Raw genomic sequence first — 21,852 nt, 5'->3', positions numbered from 1 at the left:
GGGGGGCGCGGCCCCTGGGGGGGCGTACTCCCCGCCCCGGCGCGCCGGCGGGGGCCCCGCGCCCCCTGGTCCGGGGGGCGCGGCGCGGTTGCGCGGCCCCGTGGCCGAATCTCTGGCGGAGGCGGGACGGGCCTGCTAGATTTAGCGCCATGAACAGCCACGCCCCCCATATCCGCCCCATCATCCGGCAGCTGGACGAGGCCACCGCCAACCGCATCGCGGCGGGCGAGGTGGTCGAGCGTCCGGCCTCGGCGGTCAAGGAACTGGTCGAGAACGCGCTGGACGCAGGCGCCGCGCGCATCGAGATCGCCATCGAAGAGGGCGGGCGGCGGCTGATCCGGGTCAGCGACGATGGCTGCGGGATGACGGCGGATGACCTGCCGCTGGCCCTGTCGCGCCACGCCACCAGCAAGATCGACGGCAGCGACCTGCTGGCGATCACCAGCTTTGGTTTCCGGGGCGAGGCGCTGCCCTCGCTTGGCGCGGTCGGGCGGCTGACCGTCACCTCGCGCGCGGGTGGGGCCGAGGGCGCGCAGATCGCCGTGACCGGCGGCCGCATCGCGCCGGTGCGCCCATCCGCGGCCAATCGCGGCACCGTGGTCGAGCTGCGCGACCTGTTCTTTGCCACGCCCGCGCGGCTGAAATTCCTGCGCGGCGACCGGGCCGAGACGCAGGCCGTGGCTGAAACCGTCCGCCGCCTCGCCATGGCCGAGCCCTATGTCGGTTTTTCCCTGACCGCCGACGGGCGCGAGATTTTCCGCGCCGATGCCGAGCAGGGCGAGTTGTTCGGCGCCCTGACCACCCGCCTGACCCGGATCATGGGTGCGGAATTCATCGACAACGCCCTGCCGCTGGACGCCGAGCGCGACGGGATCACCCTGACCGGCTTTGCGGCGCTGCCGACCTATTCGCGCGGCGCGGCGGTGGCGCAGCATGTCTATGTGAACGGGCGCCCGGTGCGCGACAAACTGCTGACCGGCGCCTTGCGGGCGGGCTATATGGATGTGCTGGCACCGGGGCGCCACCCGGCGGCGGTGCTGTATCTGGCCTGCGACACGCATCTGGTCGATGTGAACGTCCACCCCGCCAAGGCCGAGGTCCGGTTCCGCGATCCGCAGACCGCGCGCGGACTGCTGGTCAGCGCGCTGCGCCACGCCATGGCCGGGGCCGGGCACCGCGCCTCGGCCACCCTGGGCGAGGCGACGGTGCAGGCGTTCCGCCCGGAGGCGCATGCGCCGCACCCCGGCTATCGCGCACAGCACCCGTCGGCCCCGGCGATCCGGGCGGCGCTGGAGGCGCAGGCCCCGACGCCGATGCTGGACACGGGATTTGCCGAAAGCGCGGCCTCGGCCCGGTTCGAGGCTGCGGAGGACGCAGCCCCGGTCTCGGCCCCGCTCGGCGCCGCACGGGCGCAGATCCACGAGAATTACATCATCGCCCAGACCGAAGACGGGATGATCATCGTCGATCAGCACGCCGCCCATGAACGGCTGGTCTACGAGCGGCTGAAGGCGCAGGCCGAGGCGCGCAGCATTGCAACGCAGGCGCTGCTGATCCCCGAAATCGTGACCCTGCCCGAGGCCGACGCCACCACGATCCTGTCGCTGACCGATGTTCTGGCGGCGCTGGGGCTGGTGATCGAGCCCTTCGGCCCCGGCGCCATCGCCATCCGAGAGGTGCCCGCCGCCCTGCCCCGGCTGGACGGGGCGGCGCTGATCCGCGACATTCTGGACGATCTGGCCGATCAGGGCGCCTCGGACCGGCTGCGGGGGCGGATCGACGCGGTGCTGTCCTCGATGGCCTGCCATGGCTCGGTCCGGTCGGGACGGCGGATGAATGCCGACGAAATGAACGCCCTGCTGCGCGAGATGGAGCGGACGCCGCGATCCGGCCAGTGCAATCACGGGCGGCCCACCTGGGTCAAACTGCAATTGTCGGATATTGAGCGTCTGTTCGGGCGCAAGGATTGACCCGGCGCCGCCGCAGGGCGACAGTAGGGCGCCCGACAGGAGGTGCATCATGCTGCAAATCGCCTTGGACAAGATCGCCCATGTCATCATCCGCGCCCGCGACTATGACAGCGGCGTCAATGCCTGGGCCCATCAGGGCAGCCGCCGTCAGCACAGCACGCGCACCGAGCTGCACGATTTCATCGACGGGCTGAATGAGGATGAGCAGGCCAGCCTTGTCGCGCTGATGTGGATCGGCCGCGAGAGTTTCGAGGCCGAGGAACTGGCCGAGGCGATGACCACCGCCCGCACCGAGCGCAGTTCACCCACCGCCGACTATCTGATGGGCGAGCCACGTCTGGCCGACCTGCTGGAGGCAGGGCTGGACGCGCTTGGCATCTCGCCCGGAGAAATCGAGGATCAGTTGCAAAAGCCGGTCTGAGACGCGCTATTCGGGGTGGTCCGGCCACGCCGCATGAAAAAGGGGCGCGAAACTTCGCGCCCCGGTCTGATGCCTGTGGAAGGCGGTCACATCGCGGGCATGATCGTGATGTCGCGGATGTCGGCTTCGGCCCCCGCAATCGGGCCCGCCTCGGTCGCGGCACCGGTCTCGAGATCAACGGTGTAGAGGGTGTTGTTCGTCACCAGCCACGCGGTGTTTTCCAGCGCCTCGGTGGTCTGCACGTCAAAACCCATCAGATCGCCGGGCTCTGCGATGCCCAGATCGCCGATGGTGGCCAGAATGCCGTCATTGGGTGCGGTCTGCTGCAGCAGCGCGCCCAGACCCGCATCAATGTCGAACATCGCCGTTTCCTCGGGCTGACCAAAGCTGTTGGTATAGCCGACGGCCACAACCATCGGCGTCGCGGCCTCGTTCGCGTCGCCCGATTCAAAGACCAGTTCGCCATCGACCGCGACCTCGCCGGTATCGACATTCACGCGATGGTTGGTGACGCCGGTCATCAGGCGCAGACGGTCGGCGGCGGGGTTGAAGTCAACCACGACCTGCGCGTCGGTGTCGGGCAGGTCGGTGTCCATGGTGGACAGGTCGGTTGCCGCGCCGGTGGCGGTGTCGATGGTCACGATGCGATTGTCATCGGTGACGCCGACCAGCGTGTTGTCAGCCGGGCGCAGGTCGATGCCATGCAGGCGGGTCACGCCCTCGACTTCCATCATGCCGGTCACTTCGAGGCTCTCGGTGTCGAACATCACCAATGTGCGGTCCCCGGCAAGGCCGATGGCAGGCGCGGCAGCGGCAGCCGACAGCGACAGGGCCAGTGCGGTGGTCGAATAGGCAGCAATGCGGAACATCAGATTTTCCTCTCGTTTCTGCGTCGTCACAGACTGCGCGTGTCGCAGCCATTGCCCTTAATTACGCAGCAGCGGCGCAATCGGACGCATTTAAAACGAACTTGTTATCGCCCGCCCTGCCGCCAGAGTGGCCCATTGCGTGCCGCGCCCCTTGCCCGCGGCACGCCCCCAGGGTCGCGCGCCCGGCGGTGCAACATGGCGTCGCAGCACGAGGCCGGGCCGGGCGCCTTGTCGCAGGCGCCACCCGATCGGCAGAATTCGCAGCGGGCAGAGGAACGCCCCGCCCGTTTGCCCGTTGACCTGCGCCACTCCAAGGACACGCCGATGCCCCCGCACCTTTCGACCCTGCCCAGGCCCCTGCCCAAGACCCGGCCCCAGCCCCGGCCCCTGCGCGCCAGGGGCGCATTATGACCCGGCCCGCCACGCTGACCTGCGATGTCGCCGTGATTGGCGCGGGCAGTGCCGGTCTGTCCGCAGAACGGGCCGCAGGTGCGCGCACCTTGCTGATCGACCCCGATTTCGACGGCACGCTTTGCGCGACGGCGGGCTGCATGCCCTCCAAACTGCTGATCGCGGCGGCCCGCGCGGCCCATCACGCGCGGCGGGCAGCAGAGTTCGGCATCAGCGCCGGCAACCTTCGGATCGACGGCCCCCGCGTGATGGCGCGCGTCCGGCGGGAACGGGACCGCTTTGCACGTCTGACCCGTGACAGCTTTGATGACCTGCCCGAAGGGGCGGCGATCCGGGGCCGGGCGCGCTTTGCCGGACCGGGGAGGCTGGTGCTGACGGATGGTCGCGGCATCAGGGCGCGTGCCATCGTGATCGCCACCGGCTCGGCCCCGGTGATCCCGGATGCGTTCCGCGATCTGGGCGATGCGGTGCTGACAACCGACACACTGTTCGACCAGCCCGACCTGCCACGCCGCCTCGCCGTGGTCGGTGGCGGCCCGATCGGGCTGGAGATCGCGCAGGCCATGGGCAGGCTGGGTGCAGAGGTGACCCTCTTTGACGGGCAGGCTGTGCTGGGCAAGGCGCGCTGCCCTGATGTTCACGCAGCCCTGCGGGCAGCGGTCGCGCAGGACGTCATCCTGCGGCTTGGCTGCTCGACCCGCGCCGCGCGCGCGGGCGACAAGGTTCGCATCAGCTGGCAGGCGCACCAGGATGATCCGCAGGGCTGCGCGGATGGCGAGGCTCTGTTTGACCATGTGCTGATCGCCACAGGCCGGGCGCCCGCGCTGGAGGGGCTGGACCTGCCTGCCAGCGGCCTGCATCTGGATGACCGGGGCACGCCCGTGTTCGACCGCGACACCATGCAATGCGGCGATGCCCCGGTCTTTCTGGCGGGCGACGCCAATGCCGATGCGCCGCTGCTGCACGAAGCCTCGGACGAGGGCGCCATTGCCGGTCGCAATGCCGCCCGCTTTCCCCATGTCGCAGCGGCCCGGCGCAGCATCCCGTTCACGCTGACCTTCACCGACCCGCCTCTGGCCGCGATCGGTGTCGCGGCGGAGGCGGCTGCCATCAGCGCCACCTCGGATTACGGCGATCAGGGCCGCGCGCGCGTCGATGGTCAGAACCAGGGGCTGGTGCGGATCCATGCCGATGCCACGGGGCGCCTGACCGGTGCCGATCTCTGCGCGCCGGGGGGCGAGCATCTTGCCCATTTGCTGGCCTGGGCGATCCAGACCGGGGCAAGCGCGGACGACGTGCTTGCCCTGCCGTTCTACCACCCAACGCTGGAGGAAGGGCTGCGCCCGGCCCTGCGTCAGATTTGCAGGCAGGCCGCCCTGCCGCAACCACCCAACCGCGACAGCGGCTGCCCGGCGGGGTCGTGATGATGCCGGGCGAAAGCACAGCAGAGGCCGACATGACGGGGAACTTTCTGGATCTGGGCCACGGGTTGTGGAACATCCGGGGCAATCTGAAAATCGGCGGGGTGCTGAACGTCGGCACGCATGCCTCGCTGGTGCAGCTGTCCTCGGGGCGCTTTGTGTTTCTGGACAGCTATGAGCTTTCGGGCGATCTGCGCGACCGGGTCATGGCGCTGACCGATGGCGGGCAGGCGGTCGAGGCGGTGCTGAACCTGCATCCGTTCCACACGCTGCATTGCGCGGCGATGCACCGCGACTTTCCGCAGGCCCAGCTTTTCGGTTCGGCCCGCCACCGGGCGCGGATGCCACATCTGCCATGGGCCGACGCCGCCGTCGAAAGTGAAACGGTCGCCACGCGCTTCGCCGATGATCTGGCGTTTTCGCTGCCTGCTGGCATCGACTATATCAGCGCGGATGAGCAGGTCCACGCAGGCTCGTTGCTGGCATGGCACAAGGCCAGCCGCACGCTGCATGTGGACGACACGCTGAACCTGCTGCCGGTGCCGCGCCTGCTGCGGGGCGTGCTGCCGCCGCCAAGGATGTTCCTGCACCCGACCCTGCCGCGCGCCCTGTCGCCCGGCCCCGGTGCCGTCCGCGATTTCCGGGTCTGGGCTCAGGGGCTGGCCGCCGACTGCGCCGATCTGCGCCACCTTGTCGTCGCCCATTCCGGCTATCGCAGCTTTGAGCCCGGAGAATTCAGCCGCGCCTTGCTGTTGGCGCTGCGCCGCGCCGCCACCCGGCTGGAACACGCGGAAGCAAGCCGCGCCCGCCCTGCCGTCTGACCGAACGACCCCCGCTCAGACCTCGACCGCGATCTTGCCCATCGGATTGGCGCAACAGGCAAGAATCCAGCCCTCGGCGATGTCCTCATCGCTGATGCCGCCGTTATGAACCATATGCACCTCGCCCGAGAGCTTGCGGATCCTGCAGGTCCCGCACAGCCCGAAGGTGCAGCCCGACGGAATGTTCAGCCCCGCCCGCCTGGCCACCGCCAGCACGGTATCCGTCTCGGCACAGGCCGCGGTGACGCCGCTGGCGGCAAAGACCACCTGCGCGCGGGCATCCTCGTCCGGGGCCACATCCTCGATCACCGGCGCCTCGGCCTCGGACGCGACGGGGGCGCCAAAGCTTTCCTGATGATAGCGGTCCATGTCATAGCCAAGCGCGGTCAGCATCTCGCGCACGGCCTGCATGAAAGGCTCGGGGCCGCAGCAGAACACCTCGCGGTCCAGATAGTCAGGCGCCATCAGGCCCAGCATCAGGCTGTTCAGGCGGCCCTGATAGCCATGCCAGACGCGGAACGGCTCGGGCTGCTCGACCGTCAGGCGCAGCTGCAGGCCCGGCACGCGGGCGACGTAATGTTCCAGCTGGTCGCGGAAGATGATGTCGGACGGGCGCTGCGCGGCATGGACAAAGACGATGTCCGTGTCCTGCGCCCGGTCCCAGGCCCATGTCGTCATCGACATCATCGGCGTGATCCCCGACCCCGCCGAGATGAACAGATATTTCGGCGCGGGGTGGCGGTGAAAGCTGAAAATGCCACCCGGTCCATAGGCTTTCAGCCGCATGCCCGGCCGCAGATGATCCAGCATCCAGCGCGTGCCGACCGACGCCGCCTGCGCCTTGACCGTGACCGAGATCGACAGCGGCCGCGAGGGCGACGAACTGATCGTATAGGTCCGCTGCACATTGCCCCCCGGCCCCTTGGCGGGGTCCACGGGCAGGTCAAGCGTCACAAACTGCCCCGGCTGATAGTCGAACCACGCCCCGGACGGCGCGCGAAAGATAAAGGTGGCGGTGTCGCGGGTTTCCGGCACGATCATGACGCATTCCAGCGGCTCGTCATCCGACCAGGGCTCGGCGGTCCAGTTCTGGCGAGGTCTGGCCATCTATTCCGCTGCCTGCCGCAGCCCGAGACGCGCGGCCATCAGCCCGCAATACCAGTCGACAAGGTGGATCACCCCCGCCTCTTGCGTGGGGGAATAGGGGCCGGGCTCGTAGGCGGGCGACAGGATGCCGGCCTGATTTTCCTCGACCACCTGCCGGTCTTCGTCATTGGTGGCAAGCCACACCTCGGTCAGCGTCTTGAGGTCGTAATCGACCCCCTCGACCGCATCCTTGTGCACCAGCCACCAGGTCGTCACCTGCGTTTCGGTCGGGCTGACGGGCATGATGCGGAACACGATCGCATGGTCGGGCAGAAAGTGGTTCCAGCTGGACGGGAAGTGATAGAACATCAGGCTGCCCGCGTCGTTCCACGGCATCTGGCCCATGCGTCGCGCCACGGCGGCCTTGCCCGACATGGTAAAGCTTTCCTGATCGTCCATCAGCGGCACCCGCGCCATGCGCCACTGCATGTCCGGCGCATTGACAAAGCGCGAGGGCAGCCCCGCCGCGTCGCAGCGGTCCCAATGGGCCAGGATTTCGGGGCTGGCGGCATTCGGCCCCTCCATCACCGTCATCAGCGGATCGTCGGAATAGGTCCGGCAGAGCGAGGGGTGCGAGCCACCGCAATGATAGCATTCGCGGTTGTTCTCCATCACCAGCTTCCAGTTGCCCTTTTCCACGATGGTCGAGACATGGGCGACCCTGGCATCCGCCAGCCCCGAGGGCGCGGCATAGCGCATCAGGCCTGCTGCCAGCTCATTGATCGCGGGCGGAACCTTGGCCAGACAGATGAACACCATTCCGCCCAGATCGACGCAATGCACGGATTTCAGGCCGTATTTCGCGGCGTCAAAACCCTCGCCCATATCGCGGGCATACAGCAGCTTGCCGTTCAGATCGTAGGTCCATTGATGATAGGGGCAGACCAGCTTGGGGTTGGTGCCGCTGTCCTTGGCACACAACCGCTGGCCGCGATGGCGGCAGACATTGTGAAAGGCGCGGATGCGGCCATCCGCCCCGCGCGTCAGGATCACCGGATAATCGCCGATCTGCAGGGTGACATAGCTGCCGGTCTTGGGCAGCGCCGCCGCCGGGCCCGCAAACAGCCATTCGCGATACCAGATCTGTTCCAGATCGTCCCGGAACGCCTGCGGCCCGCAATACAGATCGCGGGGCAGCGAATGGCCGGGCATGCGGGCGGCGATCAATTCGCCGGTGGTCAGTGTGGTCGTCATGGCGCGGCTCGACTCCTGTAGAGCGGGCTGAGGTGCCCCACCCTAGCCCGGCCCCGGCGCGCGACTGGCAGGATTGCGACACTCGGCCCACGGAAACAGACATGCGCGGCAGATAACCGCGGCAGAATGCGGCGATGCCCGTCCGCCGCCATCAGCCAGACCGGATGCCTTCTTTCGGGGCCAAAGCCCTCTTTGCCTTTTTCCATTTCTGGAAAAATATTCCGCTTGGCTTGGCATGATCTTTCATCTGTCGTAGAGGGTGTTTCAAGGGCCCCCCACGCCCGCAACTGCATCAGGAGGAAGGCATGGCACGCGTCACCCGTCACGGGCTTGAGGTCGATCAGGATTTCGTCAGCTTCATCGAGGCGCAGGTGCTGCCGGGCACCGGGGTCGGGGCCGACCGTTTCTGGCAGGGCTATGCCGAACTGCTGGACGGCTTTGCCGCCGAAAACCGCGCCCTGCTGGACCGCCGCGCCGAATTGCAGGCCCAGATTGACGGGTGGCACAAGGCGCATGGCAATCAGCCGTGGGATGCGACGGCCTATCGCGAATTTCTGACCCAGATCGGCTACCTGACCCCCGATCCCGCGCCCTATGCTGTTGAAAACGGTGATGTGGACCCGGAAATCGCCAGCCTTGCCGGGCCGCAACTGGTGGTGCCGGTCAGCAATGCCCGCTTTGCGCTGAATGCGGCGAATGCGCGCTGGGGCTCGCTTTATGATGCGATGTATGGGTCGGACGTGATGGGGCCTGCACCTGCGGGAGGTGGCATCGACCCCGAGCGGCGGGATTCGGTGGTCGCCAAGGCCGCCGAATTCCTTGACCGGACCTTCCCGCTGCAGGCCGGCAGCCACACCGCCGTCAGCGCCTATGGTGCCGACGCCGAGGGGCTGGTTGCCACCATCGCGGAACAGCCGGTGCGTCTGGACGATCCGGCGGCCTTTGTCGGCACGCGGGTTGAGGGCGGCGATACCGCCTATGTCCTGCGCCATCACGGGCTGCATGTCGAACTGGTCGTGAACCCGGATCACCCGATCGGGGCCGCCTCGGCCAGCGGCTTGCGCGATGTGGTGATGGAGGCCGCGCTGACCGCCATTCAGGATTGCGAGGACAGCGTCGCCGCCGTCGATGCCGAGGACAAGATCGCCGTCTATGCCAACTGGCTGGGCCTGATGAAGGGCGATCTGACCGAAAGCTTCCAGAAGGGCGGCAAGACCCTGACCCGCCGTCTGGCCGATGACCGCCAGATCACCCGCCCCGATGGCAGCACCCTGACCCTGCCGGGCCGGGCGCTGTTGCTGGTGCGCAATGTGGGCCATCTGATGACCACCGATGTGGTGCTGAAAGACGGCGTCGAGACGCCCGAAGGGCTGATGGATGCGATGGTGACCGTGGCCTGCGCCATGCACGATCTGAACCGCGCCAAAGGTCTGGGCAACAGCCGCGCCGGTTCGGTCTATGTCGTCAAACCCAAGATGCACGGCCCCGACGAGGCCGCCTTTGCCGACCGCGTGTTCACCCATGTCGAACAGGTGCTGGGCCTGCCCGCCAACACCGTCAAGCTGGGCCTGATGGACGAGGAACGCCGCACCAGCGCCAACCTCGCCGCCTGCATCCATGCGATCCGCAACCGGATCGTGTTCATCAACACCGGCTTTCTGGACCGCACCGGCGACGAGATCCACACCTCGATGCAGGCGGGCGCCTTTGTGGGCCGCGCGGGCATGAAGGCCGCGACATGGCTGCAGGCCTATGAGGATCGCAACGTGCTGATCGGGCTGGCGGCGGGCATGAAGGGCCGCGCGCAGATCGGCAAGGGCATGTGGGCCAAGCCCGACGCGCTGGCCGAGATGCTGGAGATCAAGATCGGCCACCCGAAATCGGGTGCCTCGACGGCATGGGTGCCCAGCCCCACCGCCGCCACGCTGCATGCGATGCACTATCACATGGTCGATGTCGCGGCCCGTCAGGACGAGTTGGCAGGCCAACCGCTGCCCGGTCTGGACCTGCTGCTGACCCCCGCCATCGCCACCACGCCGCTGACCCGCGACGAGGTCGCACGCGAGCTGGACAACAGCGCGCAGGGCATTCTGGGCTATGTCGTGCGCTGGGTCGATCAGGGCATCGGATGTTCCAAGGTGCCCGACATTGACGACGTGTCCCTGATGGAAGACCGCGCCACCTGCCGCATCAGCGCGCAGTATCTGGCCAACTGGCTGGAGCACGGGTTGATCACCCGCGATCAGGTCGAGGAGGCGCTGCGCCGCATGGCCGCCAAGGTCGATGCCCAGAACGCGGGCGATCCGGCCTATCGCCCGATGGCGCCGGACTTTGACGGCCCCGCCTTCGAGGCCGCGCGCGACCTGATTCTGACCGGCACGACGCAGCCCTCGGGCTATACCGAACCCGCGCTGCATGCCCGGCGCAAAGAAGCAAAAGCGCAGAACTCCGCCGCCTGATGGCGAGGAATTGCGCAGCAGGGCCGCATTAGGGCCTTGCTGCAACATTTGCCCATCTATTTTTCATTTGTTTGTTCAAATCTTTACACGCGCGGGTCATAACCTCGGCGACGGCCTTTCATGCCGTGCGCCAAACAATAAGAGAGCCCGCCGAAATGTCAGGAAAAACCATCGCTGTCGCCGGGATCGGCTATGTCGGCCTGTCCAATGCTGTGCTGCTGGCACGCTATAACCACGTCCGCGCCATCGACATCGACACCCGCCGTTGCGAGATGCTGAACGCCCGCCAATGCCCGATCCATGATGTCGAGATGGCCCGTTATCTGGCCGAGGAAGAACTGGATCTGATCGCGACGACCGATCCTGAGGCCGCTTATACCGGCGCCGATTTCGTGATTGTGGCCACGCCCACGAATTATGACCCGATGACGAACTTCTTTGACACCTCCAGCGTCGAGACCGTCATCAAGACCGTGATGCAATACGCGCCGCACGCCACGATCGTGGTCAAGTCGACGGTTCCGGTCGGGTTCACTGCCGATGTGTCCGAACGCCTTGGCTGCAATCAGGTGATTTTCTCGCCGGAATTCCTGCGCGAAGGCCGCGCGCTGCACGACAACCTTCACCCCTCGCGCATCGTCGTGGGCGAGAACAGCCCGCGCGGTCAGGCCTTCGCCAGTCTGCTGTCCGAGGCCGCTCTGGACAGCGATGTGCCGGTTCTGCTGACCGGCCCGACCGAGGCCGAGGCGATCAAGCTGTTCGCCAACACCTACCTCGCCCTGCGCGTCGCCTATTTCAACGAGCTGGACAGCTATGCCCTGACCCATGATCTGGACACCCGCCAGATCATCGACGGCGTCTGCATGGACCCGCGGATCGGGCGGCACTACAACAACCCCTCGTTCGGCTATGGCGGCTACTGCCTGCCCAAGGACAGCAAGCAGCTGCTGGCCAATTACAGCAACGTGCCGCAGAACCTGATCGCCGCCGTCGTCGAGGCGAACCGCACCCGCAAGGACGTCATCACCGACAACATTCTGGCCCGCAAGCCGCGTGTTGTGGGCATCTACCGTCTGGTGATGAAATCGGGCTCGGACAACTTCCGCCAAAGCGCGGTGCAGGGCATCATGAAGCGACTGAAGGCCAAGGGGATCGAGGTCATCGTCTACGAACCCGCCATGGCCGAGGACGAGTTCTACGGCTCTCGCGTGGTGCGCGACCTTGACGCCTTCCGGACCGAGGCCGAGGTGATCGTCGCCAACCGTCTGGGCGCAGATCTCGAAGCTGTCCGCGACCGGGTCTATACGCGCGATCTGTTCGGCGCGGATTAAGGTTACCCGACACACGAAATGCGAAAGGGGGCCAGTTGCCCCCTTTTTTCTATTCGATCACGCCCCGCCTATTGGTCTACCGGAGCTCGTCGCCGTTTGCCACGCGTCAGGCGCGCTGCCGTGCCCGCGCGGTATCCGCAAAATCAGCCCGCAGTATTTCCATTGCCGCAGCGAATGCGTCTGGGGTTTCGGCTTTGCTATGACCATCATCGTGTCTGAAGAGCATACGCCGGAAAAGGCCCGAATCGCGGTTGTCTTCGCCGGAAACCCCCATCGCCGCGCAGAACGGCAGATAGTGGCCATCATAATGATGTTCGTCCACGAGGTTCTGCAGGAGAATGATTCGCCGCTTGGACAGCTCATCTGTGTGCTGCAGCAAATCCATCCGCTTCGGGAAATCGGCAAGGGCCATATGCCGGTCAGCACGCCCGAGACAAGTTCGCGCGTATAGGTTTGGCGCATAAGAGTGGTAGCGAGCGATGTTCGTTTGAGGATTGATTGCAACAGCTGTCGCCCCAGGCATCATAGCGGCCATCCGCAAGGCCGCAAAACCGCCGCCACTTGAGCCGTAGGTGACCACATCTTCGGACGCCAGCGCAACGAGCGGCAGCATCGCTCTAACGCGCCGGATGATGACCTCCAACGGATCAAGTTTTGCTGTTCCGGCATACCATGCCAAACCGAGATCATCGGCCATGTGCAGCATCGGGTCCGAGACGTAAAGGCAGTGTCCGGGGAAGTGCTCAGCCCAGCTCCATCTCTGAAACACGGGCGGATTGTTGCGCTTTCGTTGTGCGTCCCCCGAAAACAAGACGAACAGTCGATCTGCTCCCGGCTTGGGGCTCCACAGGTAGTCGAAACGGTGCCCCCCGAACTCGCACTGCAATATCGCGGTCCGCGACGCGGATACCTGTCCGCCTGTCTTCAGGTCTATACGGGGAATGTCCGCCAAGGCCGCGCCTGATGTTTTGCCGATGCTGCCAAGAACTGCCTTCTTCTCACGACCGGCGGCGTCTTGCTTCTTGGCGTAAATTACTCCGTTATTGATGTTCGCTTTCCAAATTTCTGCATACTGCTCGTGCTTCTTCTGATGCACCAGAGTGGCGTTCCAGTATTTTGAAGATGCCAGCATCTTCATCCCCAGATGCGCCTTTGCATCCTTGAGGAGCTGCTGCGACTGTTCATTCGCGGCGTAGAAAATCGGGACGACTTCGTATTGCGAGATGACTTCGGAAATCGACTTGCCGATGTGCTGTACAACGTCTGCTTCGGTGTCGCCGCCGATCCGGACAGTGCCATCCACGATCAGGTCCACGGAATAGGGGACGATCGTGGGCAGATAGCGCTGCCGGTCCTCCAGCACACCCGGATCAATGAACAGCAGCCTGTCGCACGCCACCTCTTCGCCAAAGGACAGGATGCGTGCGCCCATATCCCATAATGCGGTGCGGGCCCCGGCCGCGATCTGTGTGCCCGCGACCGAGGTGTTGCGATAGCGGTTCTTTTCGAACACGCCCACCGACAGACCCGCATCACGCAGCTTGCGGACCTCTGCCAGCACCAGCGCCTCTGCGCCTCCGCCCTCACGCAGATCGGCGCCAATCACGACATCAAGGTATTTTTGCTGTTCGATCTGCCGGGCCCGGTCCGGCAGCATCAGCAGCGGCACCGGATAGGGACGATCGCTGCGATCGCCCGAATATTTCAGGTCTGCGCCCGGCAATTTGCGGTAATGCGACTGCGCGTGCAGATATTCGCGCCGGACCCCAAAGAAGAAACCGTTCACCCCCATCACCGCGTCCGCAATGATCGAGGTCGCAGAGTCGCGCTGGAACGACAGCGGACCCGTGGGCAGAAAGCGGACCGAATCCTTGCCGAACACCGCCTGCATCCGCCGGATCAATTCGTTGTCCGCAGAAAAGCGGACGGTGTCCCAATAGCCAAGGCTGTCTTTCATGCGCGGCTTGTGGAACATGAATGAGGAGGTGTTCGGGATCAGAAAGACGCCCTCGCCCGCCCAACGGGTAAAGCTGAGGTCGGCGAACACGCGCGCCTGATCGCTGAGGCACCCCACCACGTCTGGATGCCCCATCAGAAAGCGCAGCTGCGTCTCGATCTTTTGCGGATGGGACCAGTCATCGGCATCGTGCAGAGTGACATACTCACCCGTCGATTCGTCCAGCCCATGGTTGCGCGCGACATAGGCGCCGCCGTTTTGCGGCATGCGGATCACGCGGATCCGCGAATCGCTGGCGGCGAACTCTTCGGCCACGCGGCAGGTGTCATGCGTGGGCGAGCAGTCATCGAGCACCAGAATTTCAAGGTTCTGCCAGGTCTGCTGCTGCAAGGACCGCAACGCCGTCGGCAGCGTGTCCGCCGCGTCATAGGCCGCGATCAGAACCGTCACCTTTGGCCCCTGCTCGATGCGCAGCAGGTCTTCGGCCGCCGTCAGCTGGTCATATGCGGACAGGTTTTCGTCACCGCTCAGCGCAACCGGCGCAAGGTTGTAATGCTCAAGAACCCGGTTCATCAGGTCCAACCGCCCGCTGGCCTCCGACTCCAGATTGGAGCAGGCAAGCATCAGATCGGGGCTCAGCTCGCCCGTATTTACTGCGCGGTCATAGCAGGCGAGAGCTTCCTCGCGATCATCCAGAGAATGGTGGCACAGCAGCTCGACAACCGACAGCTTGCGCCGGAACGCCAGATTGGGGGCATCGGTGCGCGCGCAGTCCAGAAGGCGCAGCGCCTCGCGATAGCCCTCAGGGGTTTTGTCCCGCATGTGCCACAGGGCCAGCTCGCGTGCCGCGACGGCCCTCGTTTCGGGTCGCTTGGCGTCGGTGCGGATCTCTTCCAGCTCGGCCAGCGCGCGCTCGGTGAAACCAAGCGACAGCAGCTTGGCCCGAACTGACGCGACATGCTTCAGGCCGGGCGACTTGGGCTGCTTGATCGCAAGCCCCATCTTGCGGCCGTGCAGCTGATAGTGAACCAGAGGGTTCAGGCCGCTCTTTGCAACCTCAGGGTGGTTGGTCACATAGAACCGGGTATCAAAATGCTTGCCCGGATTGCGACCCATTGCTGCGCCGTAGCGAAGATAGTGCAGCGCCGGGTCGATGCCCAGGGCGGCGACATCCGGATAGGTGTCGCGGTACCAATTGCTGTGAATGTGCTGAGACGATTTCATCAGGCGAATTTGCTCATCAGGTGTCATTGGGCTTTACTCGCGCAGTAGGGACCGGAACTTACGGGATTGTTACCCGTGACTTGGGCGTTTTGTCTGGACTTCGCAAACCACTTTTTGTCGCTAAGCATTTTTCCGCCTATATGCACGTACATTTGCTGTGGCGCAAGCAGCCATACACGCTAAAATTGTATTTTGCTGCACCGCAGAATTTTAGATTTGACGTGCGTACTTATTGCAAGGCATGGCGCTGCGCAGGGCTTTCGGGTAACAAATCTGGCAGATCAGATGCGACGCGCAGGGAGAATCCGTAGATGACCATTGTCCGCATGCCCGAGGCTGAAGCAGCCCATATCCAGGACGCATACCGGACGGGACAGGTGATTCTTGAATACGGTTCGGGTGATTCGACCCGCGGCGCGGCAAAGCTGCAAAAGCGGCTGGTCATGAGCGTCGAAAGCGATCCCGAATGGGCGGACAACCTGCGCGAAGAGATCGCAGCGTCCGGGCCACTGGCAACGGTCGTGATTCACTATGCAGATATCGGCCCCACCGGCCCATGGGGCCGCGCGCTGGATGACCGCGCATGGCGCAACTATCACGCCTACCCGAACGGCGTCTGGGACCAGCCCTTCTTTCGCCATCCGGATGTGGTGCTGATCGACGGCCGCTTCCGGACCGCCTGCCTGATGACCACCATGCTGCGCGCCACGCAGCCGGTGACAGTATTGTTCGATGATTATACGGACCGCCCGAAATACCGGCAGGTGGAGAATATCATCCAGCCTGTCAGGATGGTCGGCCGCATGGCCGAGTTCCATGTCGAGCCGGGTCTGCTAAAGCCCGAGCATATGGGCTTTGCGATCGCGCAGTATTTTGATGTCGTGCTGCACGGAGATGGGCGTGCGGCCTATCAGCTTCCGCAGACCGACGTGTCGAACAAAAGGGATTAACCATGACCACGGATGAGACGGCTGCGGGCGATCCCGCATCCGGCAGCGCAGAACAGCCTCTGGCCACCCTGCCCGATCAGGACGGGGCTCCTCTTTCCGACGAAGCCGAAGCCCGGCAGTTTGCGGAAGCCGCGAGGATTCAGGCGCGATTGTCCGAACTGGCCGAACAGCTGACAGCCCTGGCCCCGCGCCCAACCTCGCGGCGGCGCTCAAAGTCGGGACCGGGGGCTGTCATGACGGCGGCGTTGACGGACCTGAAAGCAGAGCTTGCAGACCTGTCCGCGCTGGCCGATCAGCAGCGCAGCACAGCCCGGCAGTTGCGTGCCATGCTGAACGGATGCGACGACAGATCGCAGTGCACGTCATGCGCGAACGACGAAGCCCATGCCGATCCGCATCCGGACCTTGGGCCGGATGGCGGCCTGGCGGCGTATCAGGCCGATCTGGAACAGAAACTGGCCGCGCGAGAGGTTGCGCTGGCCCGGATGGCCGACAGGCTGGAGACGCTCACCCGGGGGCACGCAGAGGCAAAGGCACTGGCCGATCAGCGCCTGTTAGAGGTCCAGACCATGACCGCGATCCACGAGCGTGGGCTGACGGACATGGAAGAGGCCCGCGCCAGCGCGCGCCAGCTTGTCCAGGTGCGACAGGCTGAGGTCGAGGCGCTGACCGCCGAGCGTGACGAATTGCTGGGCCGTCTCGATGCTCAGGAACAGCAGCTTCAGACGCGCGAGATGTCGCTGGCTCAGATGGCCGAAGATCTGCGGGCGACGATGCAGGCGCGCGACGAGGCCAGGACGCTGATGGATCAGCGCCTGTCCGACGTGCAGGCATTGACGGCCATGCATGAACGCGGGCTGGCCGAGGTCGAAACCGCCCGCACCAAGGCAACCGAACTGGCCGAAGCGCGCAAAGCCGAGCTTGAATCCGTCACCACAGAGCGCGACGACCTTCTGTCGCACCTTGCCGAACAGGAACAGCAACTCGCATCGCACGAGACCTCGCTGGCGCAACTGCGCGACGAGCTACAGGAGGCACTCGACGCCCGCGACGCGGCCAGCACCTTGGCCGACCAGCGTTTGTCCGAGGTTCAGGTTGCAACCGAAGCCCACGAGCGCGAGGTGGCCGAATTTGAAGCTGCACGTGCCAAGGCGAACGAACTGGCCGAGGAACTGAAGGCCCGGCTTGATGTCACAACGACCGAGCGGGACGATCTGCACGCCCGCCTCGCTGCGCAGGAACAGCGGCTGAAATCACGTGAATCCTCACTGGTGCAAGTGGCAGAACAGCTGCAGGCAACCGTTGATTCGCGCGACGAAGCGACAGAACTGGCCCATCAGCGTCAGAACGAGATCAGAACGCTGACCGCCATGCTGGAGCGTCGGGCCGCCGAGATAGCGGCCGCGCGCAAGCAGGTGGCGTCCACGCGGAACGAGCTGGCCAAGGCCTACAGCCAGACCGAAGAGATGCGCGCGCTGGCCGAGGCACGTCATGCAGAGGTTGAGGGGCTGCTGGCCAGCACCTCCTGGCGGGTTACCCGTCCGATGCGCAGTGTCGCGTCCGGGCTGCGGTCGCTGCGGCGACGCAAGGCGGACTAGCCGCGCGGCGGGGGATCACCCGCCGCCATCAGTCGTTTCCAGCGCGAAGGCCACGATGTAATCGCCCATATCGGTCAGCAGCCGTTCATGCCCTGCTGCCGTGATGACCACATATTGCTGGCCATCCACCTCGTAGCTCATCGGTGATGCCTGCCCGCCCGCGGGCAGGCGCCCCTGCCACAGCAGGCGCCCGGTCGCGGTCTCGTAGGCGCGCAGCCAGTTGTCCTGACTGGCCGCGATAAAGGTCAGCCCGGTCGCCGTCACCAGCGGACCACCGACATTGGCGGTGCCGATGGGCAGCTTCAGGAACGTGGGCAGGTTCAGCGGGCCCGTGTCAAAGCCGGTGCCAAGGGGCTGGCTCCACAGCAATTCGCCGCTGTCCAGATCGGTGGCCGCGACAAAGCCCCAGGGCGGCGCGATGCAGGGAACCTCCAGCGCCGACAGCCAGATCGGGCGGTCCACGCCATAGGGCGAGAAGTAATGCGGCGCCACCTCCTGATCGGGGCGGGCGCCGCCCATGCCAACGGGCAGCTCGGCCACCTCGTCGCGCGGGACCATGACGACCTTGTTGGGCAGGCGCGAATGGTTGGTGATCAGGATGTTGCGGTCGCGGTCCAGCCCCAGACCGCCCCAGTTCAGCCCGCCGATCGTGCCCGGAAACAGCAGCATCCCGCCCGGATCGTCGGTCGGTGGCGTGAACATCCCCTCATAGCGCATCCGCTGAAACTCCAGCCGGCACATCGCGGCATCCAGCGGCGTCATGCCAAAGGCGTGGCGGGCGTCGATCACCTCGGGTTCGGGTCCGGGCAGGGCCGCGAAATTCGGATAGCGCACCGATTGCGGCTGCGCCTCTGCGGTCCAGTCGCCGGGCAGCGCGCCCTGCGGGGCGGGGCGCATCTCGATATCGGTCAGCGGCTCACCGGTCGCCGCGTCGAACACAAAGATCGAGCCGGTCTTGGTCCCCTGGATCACCGCCCGCACGGTCTGCCCGTCGATGGTCACCTCGCCCACGATGGGCTGGGCGCCGATGTCGTAATCCCACAGATCGTGGGTGACGGTGGCGAAATCCCAGACCGTCTCGCCCGTCGCCAGGTCCAGCGCCACAACCGCCGAGGTAAAGCGGTCCTCGGGCTGGGTGCGCGAGCCGCCCCAGTGGTCGTTGGCCGAATTCCCGGTGCCGATATAGACCAGCCCCGCCGCCGGATCGCCCGAGATGATGTTCCAGACATTCGGCGTGCCGCGCGGATAGACCTCGCCCTCGGCCAGCGGCTCCTGCGACTGACCCTGCCGCAGCGCATCCCACGACCAGAGCAGATCGCCCGTCGCCGCATCATAGGCCCGCACCACGCCCGAGGGCGCATCGCGGCGCTGATTGTCGCTGACCTGCTGACCCACGATCAGCGCATCGCCCACCAGCGCAGGCCCCGAGGTGGACGAGGCCAGCCCGGTCTCCTGCATCCCCATCCCAAGCGTCAGATCGACGATCCCCTGATCGCCGAAACCGGCACAGACCTCGCCCGTCTCGGCGCTGAGGCCATACATGCGGCCATCGACCACCGCGACATGGACGCGCGCGGCGCAAGGGCCCGTTGCATCCGGCACGCGGTAATGGACAACCGTGCGGCAGGCGGCCGAGAACAGCGATTCCATATCCTCGGGGGTGGCGCCGGGATCGAAACGCCACAGTTCCGCGCCCGTTGCCGGGTCCAGCGCCAGCACCTGATTGCTGGGCGTGCAGGTGAACAGCCGCCCCTCGACCACGGTCGGGGTGTTCTGGGCCGAATAGAACACCCGGTCGTTGGGTGGCAGGTCGCCGGTCCGCGCGCGCCAGACCTCGGTCATTCCGGCGACATTCTGCGGGGTGATCTGGCGGGCGGGCGTGAACGCCTGACCATGGGCCGAGCCGCCATAGGCGGGCCATTCCCCGGCATCGTTCAACCCCTCGGGCAGGGGCGTGGGGGCGATCTGCGCCAGATCCGAGGGGCTCTGCACCCGCTCCCAATACAGCGCGATCAGCCCGAGGGCGGCGATCCCTGCGACCGCCGTGGCACCAAAGGTCAGCCGCAGCAGGCCGGGCGCGCGCAGGGTCCGGGGCGTGCCCGCGGCGGCAATCAGCGCCGACAGAAGGAACAGCGCCGCGATGACGCCGACGCGACCCGCGAAATCTGCGCCCCAGGCAGGCAGGAACCCCTTGCCCCAGATCTCCCACAGCGACCAGATCACGGTGCCCAGCAGCACCAGCGCCTGCAGCGGCACGCCGACGCGGGCCAGCCCGCCGATCTGCGCCAGCCCGGCAACGGCCAGCAGCACGCCCGCGATCATGTAGTACCAGTTGCCCCCGGCCCATGCGAGCTGCACCCCGAACCACGCGGTTCCCCCGCCAAGGACCAGCAGAACCAGTCCCAGAAGCCCCAGCAAAAGCCGCGCCCATGGTGTCAGATGCGGCGCAGTCGCAGGGCGGGTGGGGGACATGTCAGACCTCATTGCCGGGATATGCGTGTCGCGCATTCGTGACGGAACGCCGCCCCGACGGGCGGGTTCCCGCCGGACTGTCCCTGTGCCCGGCCACACTGCCGGAAAAAACCGGGCGCCGGTGCATCAGCCACATGGGCCGCGCCGTTGATCTCAGTTATATCTGAAGGCATCTGACGGAGATAACGATGGCCCGCGACCAACAGGATGACGACCAGAAGGTGACCGAGGCCTTGGCCGCGATGGGCCGTCAGGTGCAGGATGAGCCCGTCTCGGACGTTTTGCAGGCGCTTGCGCGGCAACTGTCGGACAAGCTGGCGTCATCCGGCCAGCCCGGACCATCAGAAGAGAGGCAGACCATGACCGACAGTCCGAAACTCGTGGCCAGTCTGGAGGCGCGTCTGTTGGCGCATCGACGCGTGCTGGCGCAACTTGTCGCATCCTTGCCACAGTCTGACCGCCGCACCCTGACCGACTGGATCGACACCCGCACGGTCATGCGTGACGGGCAGGAAGACCCCGGCGCCGTCCCGGTCGAGGACGCGGCCGAGGAACTGGCGCTGGCCGACGAATACCGCCGCATCGCCGATCTGGCCGCATCCGCAGACCTTTCCGGCGACGCGCCGCGCTGATCCGCGGCGGCCACGCGCGCCCTCGGGTCAGATGATCGGCTTGCCGCCGGTCACCGCGATGGTCGCCCCCGAGACATAGCTGGACATATCCTCGGCCAGCATCACATAGGCCGAGGCCAGCTCGACCGGCTGCGCGGGCCGCCCCATCGGATATTTGGCGCCGAATTCGGCGGTTTCCTCGGCCTCGAAGCTGCCGGGGATCAGCGGCGTCCAGACCGGGCCGGGCGCCACGCAGTTCACCCGCACACCGCGCCCGGCCACCATCTGCGCCAGACCGGCGGTAAAGTTCTGGATCGCGCCCTTGGTCGTGGCATAGGCCAGAAGCCCCGGATTGGGCATGTCGGCATTGACCGAGGAGGTGTTGATGATCGCGCCGCCGTTTTCCAGATGCGTCATCGCGGCCTTGGACAGATAGAACATCGAATGGATGTTGATGGCGAAGGTCTGCTGCCATTCCTCATCGGGAAGATCCTCGATCTGGTCGAACAGGCGCTGATGGGCGGCGTTGTTCACCAGCACATCCAGCCCGCCCAGCTTGTCGACCGTCTGGGCCACCAGCGACCGGCAATGCTCCGCATCGGCAATATCGCCCGGAAGGCGCAGGCAGCGTCGCCCTGCGGCCTCGACCAGTTCTGCGGTCGATGCGGCGTCCGCGGTCTCGGACAGGTAGGACAGGGCGATGTCGGCGCCCTCGCGGGCATAGGCGATGGCCACGGCGCGCCCGATGCCGCTGTCGCCGCCGGTGATCAACGCGACCTTCCCCTCCAGCCGGCCTGCGCCGACCCACGAGTCTTCGCCGTGATCCGGCACCGGGTCCATCTTGCGAAAGCTGCCGGGCAGATCCTGCGTCTGTCTGGGGAACGGCGGTTTGGGATAGGTTTTCATCTTGGCCTCCGGAAATTGCGTCCGCGCTGGCAACCGGGGCGGGCCGCGATTGTTCCAGGGCGGCAGCGGCCTGCCGCCGAACGCGGCCTCA

General features: G+C 66.0%; 15 protein-coding genes. 9 read left to right on the top strand and 6 right to left on the bottom strand.

The features are described 5' to 3' along the window. Positions 1 to 149: 149 nt before the first annotated feature. Both mutL and ACK41U_RS11225 read left to right on the top strand, forming a co-directional pair. On the top strand, positions 150 to 1,970 hold the full coding sequence (gene mutL / locus ACK41U_RS11230) for a DNA mismatch repair endonuclease MutL (RefSeq protein WP_409679888.1): 1,821 nt from the start codon (positions 150 to 152) through the stop codon (positions 1,968 to 1,970). 49 nt (positions 1,971 to 2,019) lie between these two features. Beyond that, a complete protein-coding gene (locus tag ACK41U_RS11225) occupies positions 2,020 to 2,391 on the top strand; it encodes a DUF3775 domain-containing protein (RefSeq protein ID WP_409679885.1) in 372 nt (123 codons plus the stop codon). A gap of 86 nt (positions 2,392 to 2,477) precedes the next feature. Here ACK41U_RS11225 and ACK41U_RS11220 read toward each other — a convergent pair whose 3' ends face one another. Further along, entirely contained in the window at positions 2,478 to 3,260 is a 783-nt protein-coding gene (locus ACK41U_RS11220; protein ID WP_409679882.1) for a DUF4394 domain-containing protein, read from the bottom strand. 407 nt (positions 3,261 to 3,667) lie between these two features. Between ACK41U_RS11220 and ACK41U_RS11215 the strand changes: the two genes are divergently transcribed. Both ACK41U_RS11215 and ACK41U_RS11210 read left to right on the top strand, forming a co-directional pair. Continuing rightward, the gene (locus tag ACK41U_RS11215) at positions 3,668 to 5,095 is read left to right on the top strand and encodes a dihydrolipoyl dehydrogenase (RefSeq protein WP_409679879.1); all 1,428 of its coding nucleotides are present in this window, start codon (positions 3,668 to 3,670) and stop codon (positions 5,093 to 5,095) included. Between the two features lie 32 nt (positions 5,096 to 5,127). Then, positions 5,128 to 5,913 carry a hypothetical protein gene (locus ACK41U_RS11210; protein WP_409679876.1) on the top strand — a complete coding sequence of 262 codons (786 nt, stop codon included), beginning with the start codon at positions 5,128 to 5,130 and terminating at the stop codon, positions 5,911 to 5,913. A gap of 15 nt (positions 5,914 to 5,928) precedes the next feature. Here ACK41U_RS11210 and ACK41U_RS11205 read toward each other — a convergent pair whose 3' ends face one another. Together ACK41U_RS11205 and ACK41U_RS11200 are read right to left on the bottom strand one after the other, a co-directional pair. After that, positions 5,929 to 7,020, bottom strand: a complete 1,092-nt coding sequence (locus ACK41U_RS11205; protein ID WP_409679873.1) for a 2Fe-2S iron-sulfur cluster-binding protein — start codon at positions 7,018 to 7,020, stop codon at positions 5,929 to 5,931. Continuing rightward, entirely contained in the window at positions 7,021 to 8,253 is a 1,233-nt protein-coding gene (locus tag ACK41U_RS11200; protein ID WP_409679870.1) for an aromatic ring-hydroxylating oxygenase subunit alpha, read from the bottom strand. A 305-nt stretch (positions 8,254 to 8,558) separates the two neighbouring features. On the opposite strand from ACK41U_RS11200, the gene ACK41U_RS11195 reads away from it, so the two are divergent. Both ACK41U_RS11195 and ACK41U_RS11190 read left to right on the top strand, forming a co-directional pair. Then, positions 8,559 to 10,712: a malate synthase G gene (locus tag ACK41U_RS11195; protein ID WP_409679867.1), complete on the top strand. Its 2,154-nt coding sequence runs from the start codon at positions 8,559 to 8,561 to the stop codon at positions 10,710 to 10,712. A gap of 155 nt (positions 10,713 to 10,867) precedes the next feature. Beyond that, the gene (locus tag ACK41U_RS11190) at positions 10,868 to 12,043 is read left to right on the top strand and encodes a nucleotide sugar dehydrogenase (RefSeq protein ID WP_409679864.1); all 1,176 of its coding nucleotides are present in this window, start codon (positions 10,868 to 10,870) and stop codon (positions 12,041 to 12,043) included. Positions 12,044 to 12,149: 106 nt separating this feature from the next. Here the strand turns inward: ACK41U_RS11190 and ACK41U_RS11185 are convergent, their stop codons facing one another. Beyond that, entirely contained in the window at positions 12,150 to 15,251 is a 3,102-nt protein-coding gene (locus ACK41U_RS11185; protein ID WP_409679860.1) for a glycosyltransferase family 2 protein, read from the bottom strand. 284 nt (positions 15,252 to 15,535) lie between these two features. Here ACK41U_RS11185 and ACK41U_RS11180 point away from each other — a divergent pair, with 284 nt between their 5' ends. Beyond that, a complete protein-coding gene (locus ACK41U_RS11180) occupies positions 15,536 to 16,174 on the top strand; it encodes a hypothetical protein (protein WP_409679857.1) in 639 nt (212 codons plus the stop codon). A gap of 2 nt (positions 16,175 to 16,176) precedes the next feature. Beyond that, positions 16,177 to 17,772, top strand: coding sequence for a hypothetical protein (locus ACK41U_RS11175; protein ID WP_409679854.1), 1,596 nt, complete (start codon positions 16,177 to 16,179; stop codon positions 17,770 to 17,772). Between the two features lie 15 nt (positions 17,773 to 17,787). On the opposite strand, the gene ACK41U_RS11170 is transcribed toward ACK41U_RS11175, so the two are convergent. After that, on the bottom strand, positions 17,788 to 20,244 hold the full coding sequence (locus ACK41U_RS11170; protein WP_409679851.1) for a PQQ-binding-like beta-propeller repeat protein: 2,457 nt from the start codon (positions 20,242 to 20,244) through the stop codon (positions 17,788 to 17,790). A 188-nt stretch (positions 20,245 to 20,432) separates the two neighbouring features. On the opposite strand from ACK41U_RS11170, the gene ACK41U_RS11165 reads away from it, so the two are divergent. Continuing rightward, complete coding sequence (locus tag ACK41U_RS11165; protein WP_409679848.1) at positions 20,433 to 20,876, top strand: hypothetical protein; 444 nt, start codon at positions 20,433 to 20,435, stop codon at positions 20,874 to 20,876. Positions 20,877 to 20,903: 27 nt separating this feature from the next. Here the strand turns inward: ACK41U_RS11165 and ACK41U_RS11160 are convergent, their stop codons facing one another. Beyond that, complete coding sequence (locus tag ACK41U_RS11160; RefSeq protein ID WP_409679845.1) at positions 20,904 to 21,761, bottom strand: SDR family oxidoreductase; 858 nt, start codon at positions 21,759 to 21,761, stop codon at positions 20,904 to 20,906. Positions 21,762 to 21,852 lie beyond the last annotated feature (91 nt).

Origin of the sequence: Paracoccus sp. (in: a-proteobacteria), from assembly GCF_046289755.1 — a bacterium.
Classification (GTDB): domain Bacteria; phylum Pseudomonadota; class Alphaproteobacteria; order Rhodobacterales; family Rhodobacteraceae; genus Paracoccus.
Note: the sequence above shows the minus strand (reverse complement) of the source record. Positions and strands in the feature narration are given on the sequence as shown.

Excerpts from the sequence above, each read along its gene's own strand:
- ACK41U_RS11225 (WP_409679885.1), top strand. The coding sequence starts at position 2,020 with ATGCTGCAAATCGCCTTGGACAAGATCGCCCATGTCATCATCCGCGCC.
- ACK41U_RS11180 (WP_409679857.1), top strand. The coding sequence starts at position 15,536 with ATGACCATTGTCCGCATGCCCGAGGCTGAAGCAGCCCATATCCAGGAC.
- ACK41U_RS11160 (WP_409679845.1), bottom strand. The coding sequence starts at position 21,761 with ATGAAAACCTATCCCAAACCGCCGTTCCCCAGACAGACGCAGGATCTG.
- ACK41U_RS11190 (WP_409679864.1), top strand. The coding sequence starts at position 10,868 with ATGTCAGGAAAAACCATCGCTGTCGCCGGGATCGGCTATGTCGGCCTG.
- ACK41U_RS11175 (WP_409679854.1), top strand. The coding sequence starts at position 16,177 with ATGACCACGGATGAGACGGCTGCGGGCGATCCCGCATCCGGCAGCGCA.
- ACK41U_RS11205 (WP_409679873.1), bottom strand. The coding sequence starts at position 7,020 with ATGGCCAGACCTCGCCAGAACTGGACCGCCGAGCCCTGGTCGGATGAC.
- ACK41U_RS11185 (WP_409679860.1), bottom strand. The coding sequence starts at position 15,251 with ATGACACCTGATGAGCAAATTCGCCTGATGAAATCGTCTCAGCACATT.
- ACK41U_RS11215 (WP_409679879.1), top strand. The coding sequence starts at position 3,668 with ATGACCCGGCCCGCCACGCTGACCTGCGATGTCGCCGTGATTGGCGCG.
- ACK41U_RS11220 (WP_409679882.1), bottom strand. The coding sequence starts at position 3,260 with ATGTTCCGCATTGCTGCCTATTCGACCACCGCACTGGCCCTGTCGCTG.
- mutL (WP_409679888.1), top strand. The coding sequence starts at position 150 with ATGAACAGCCACGCCCCCCATATCCGCCCCATCATCCGGCAGCTGGAC.
- ACK41U_RS11195 (WP_409679867.1), top strand. The coding sequence starts at position 8,559 with ATGGCACGCGTCACCCGTCACGGGCTTGAGGTCGATCAGGATTTCGTC.
- ACK41U_RS11200 (WP_409679870.1), bottom strand. The coding sequence starts at position 8,253 with ATGACGACCACACTGACCACCGGCGAATTGATCGCCGCCCGCATGCCC.
- ACK41U_RS11210 (WP_409679876.1), top strand. The coding sequence starts at position 5,128 with ATGACGGGGAACTTTCTGGATCTGGGCCACGGGTTGTGGAACATCCGG.
- ACK41U_RS11165 (WP_409679848.1), top strand. The coding sequence starts at position 20,433 with ATGGCCCGCGACCAACAGGATGACGACCAGAAGGTGACCGAGGCCTTG.
- ACK41U_RS11170 (WP_409679851.1), bottom strand. The coding sequence starts at position 20,244 with ATGTCCCCCACCCGCCCTGCGACTGCGCCGCATCTGACACCATGGGCG.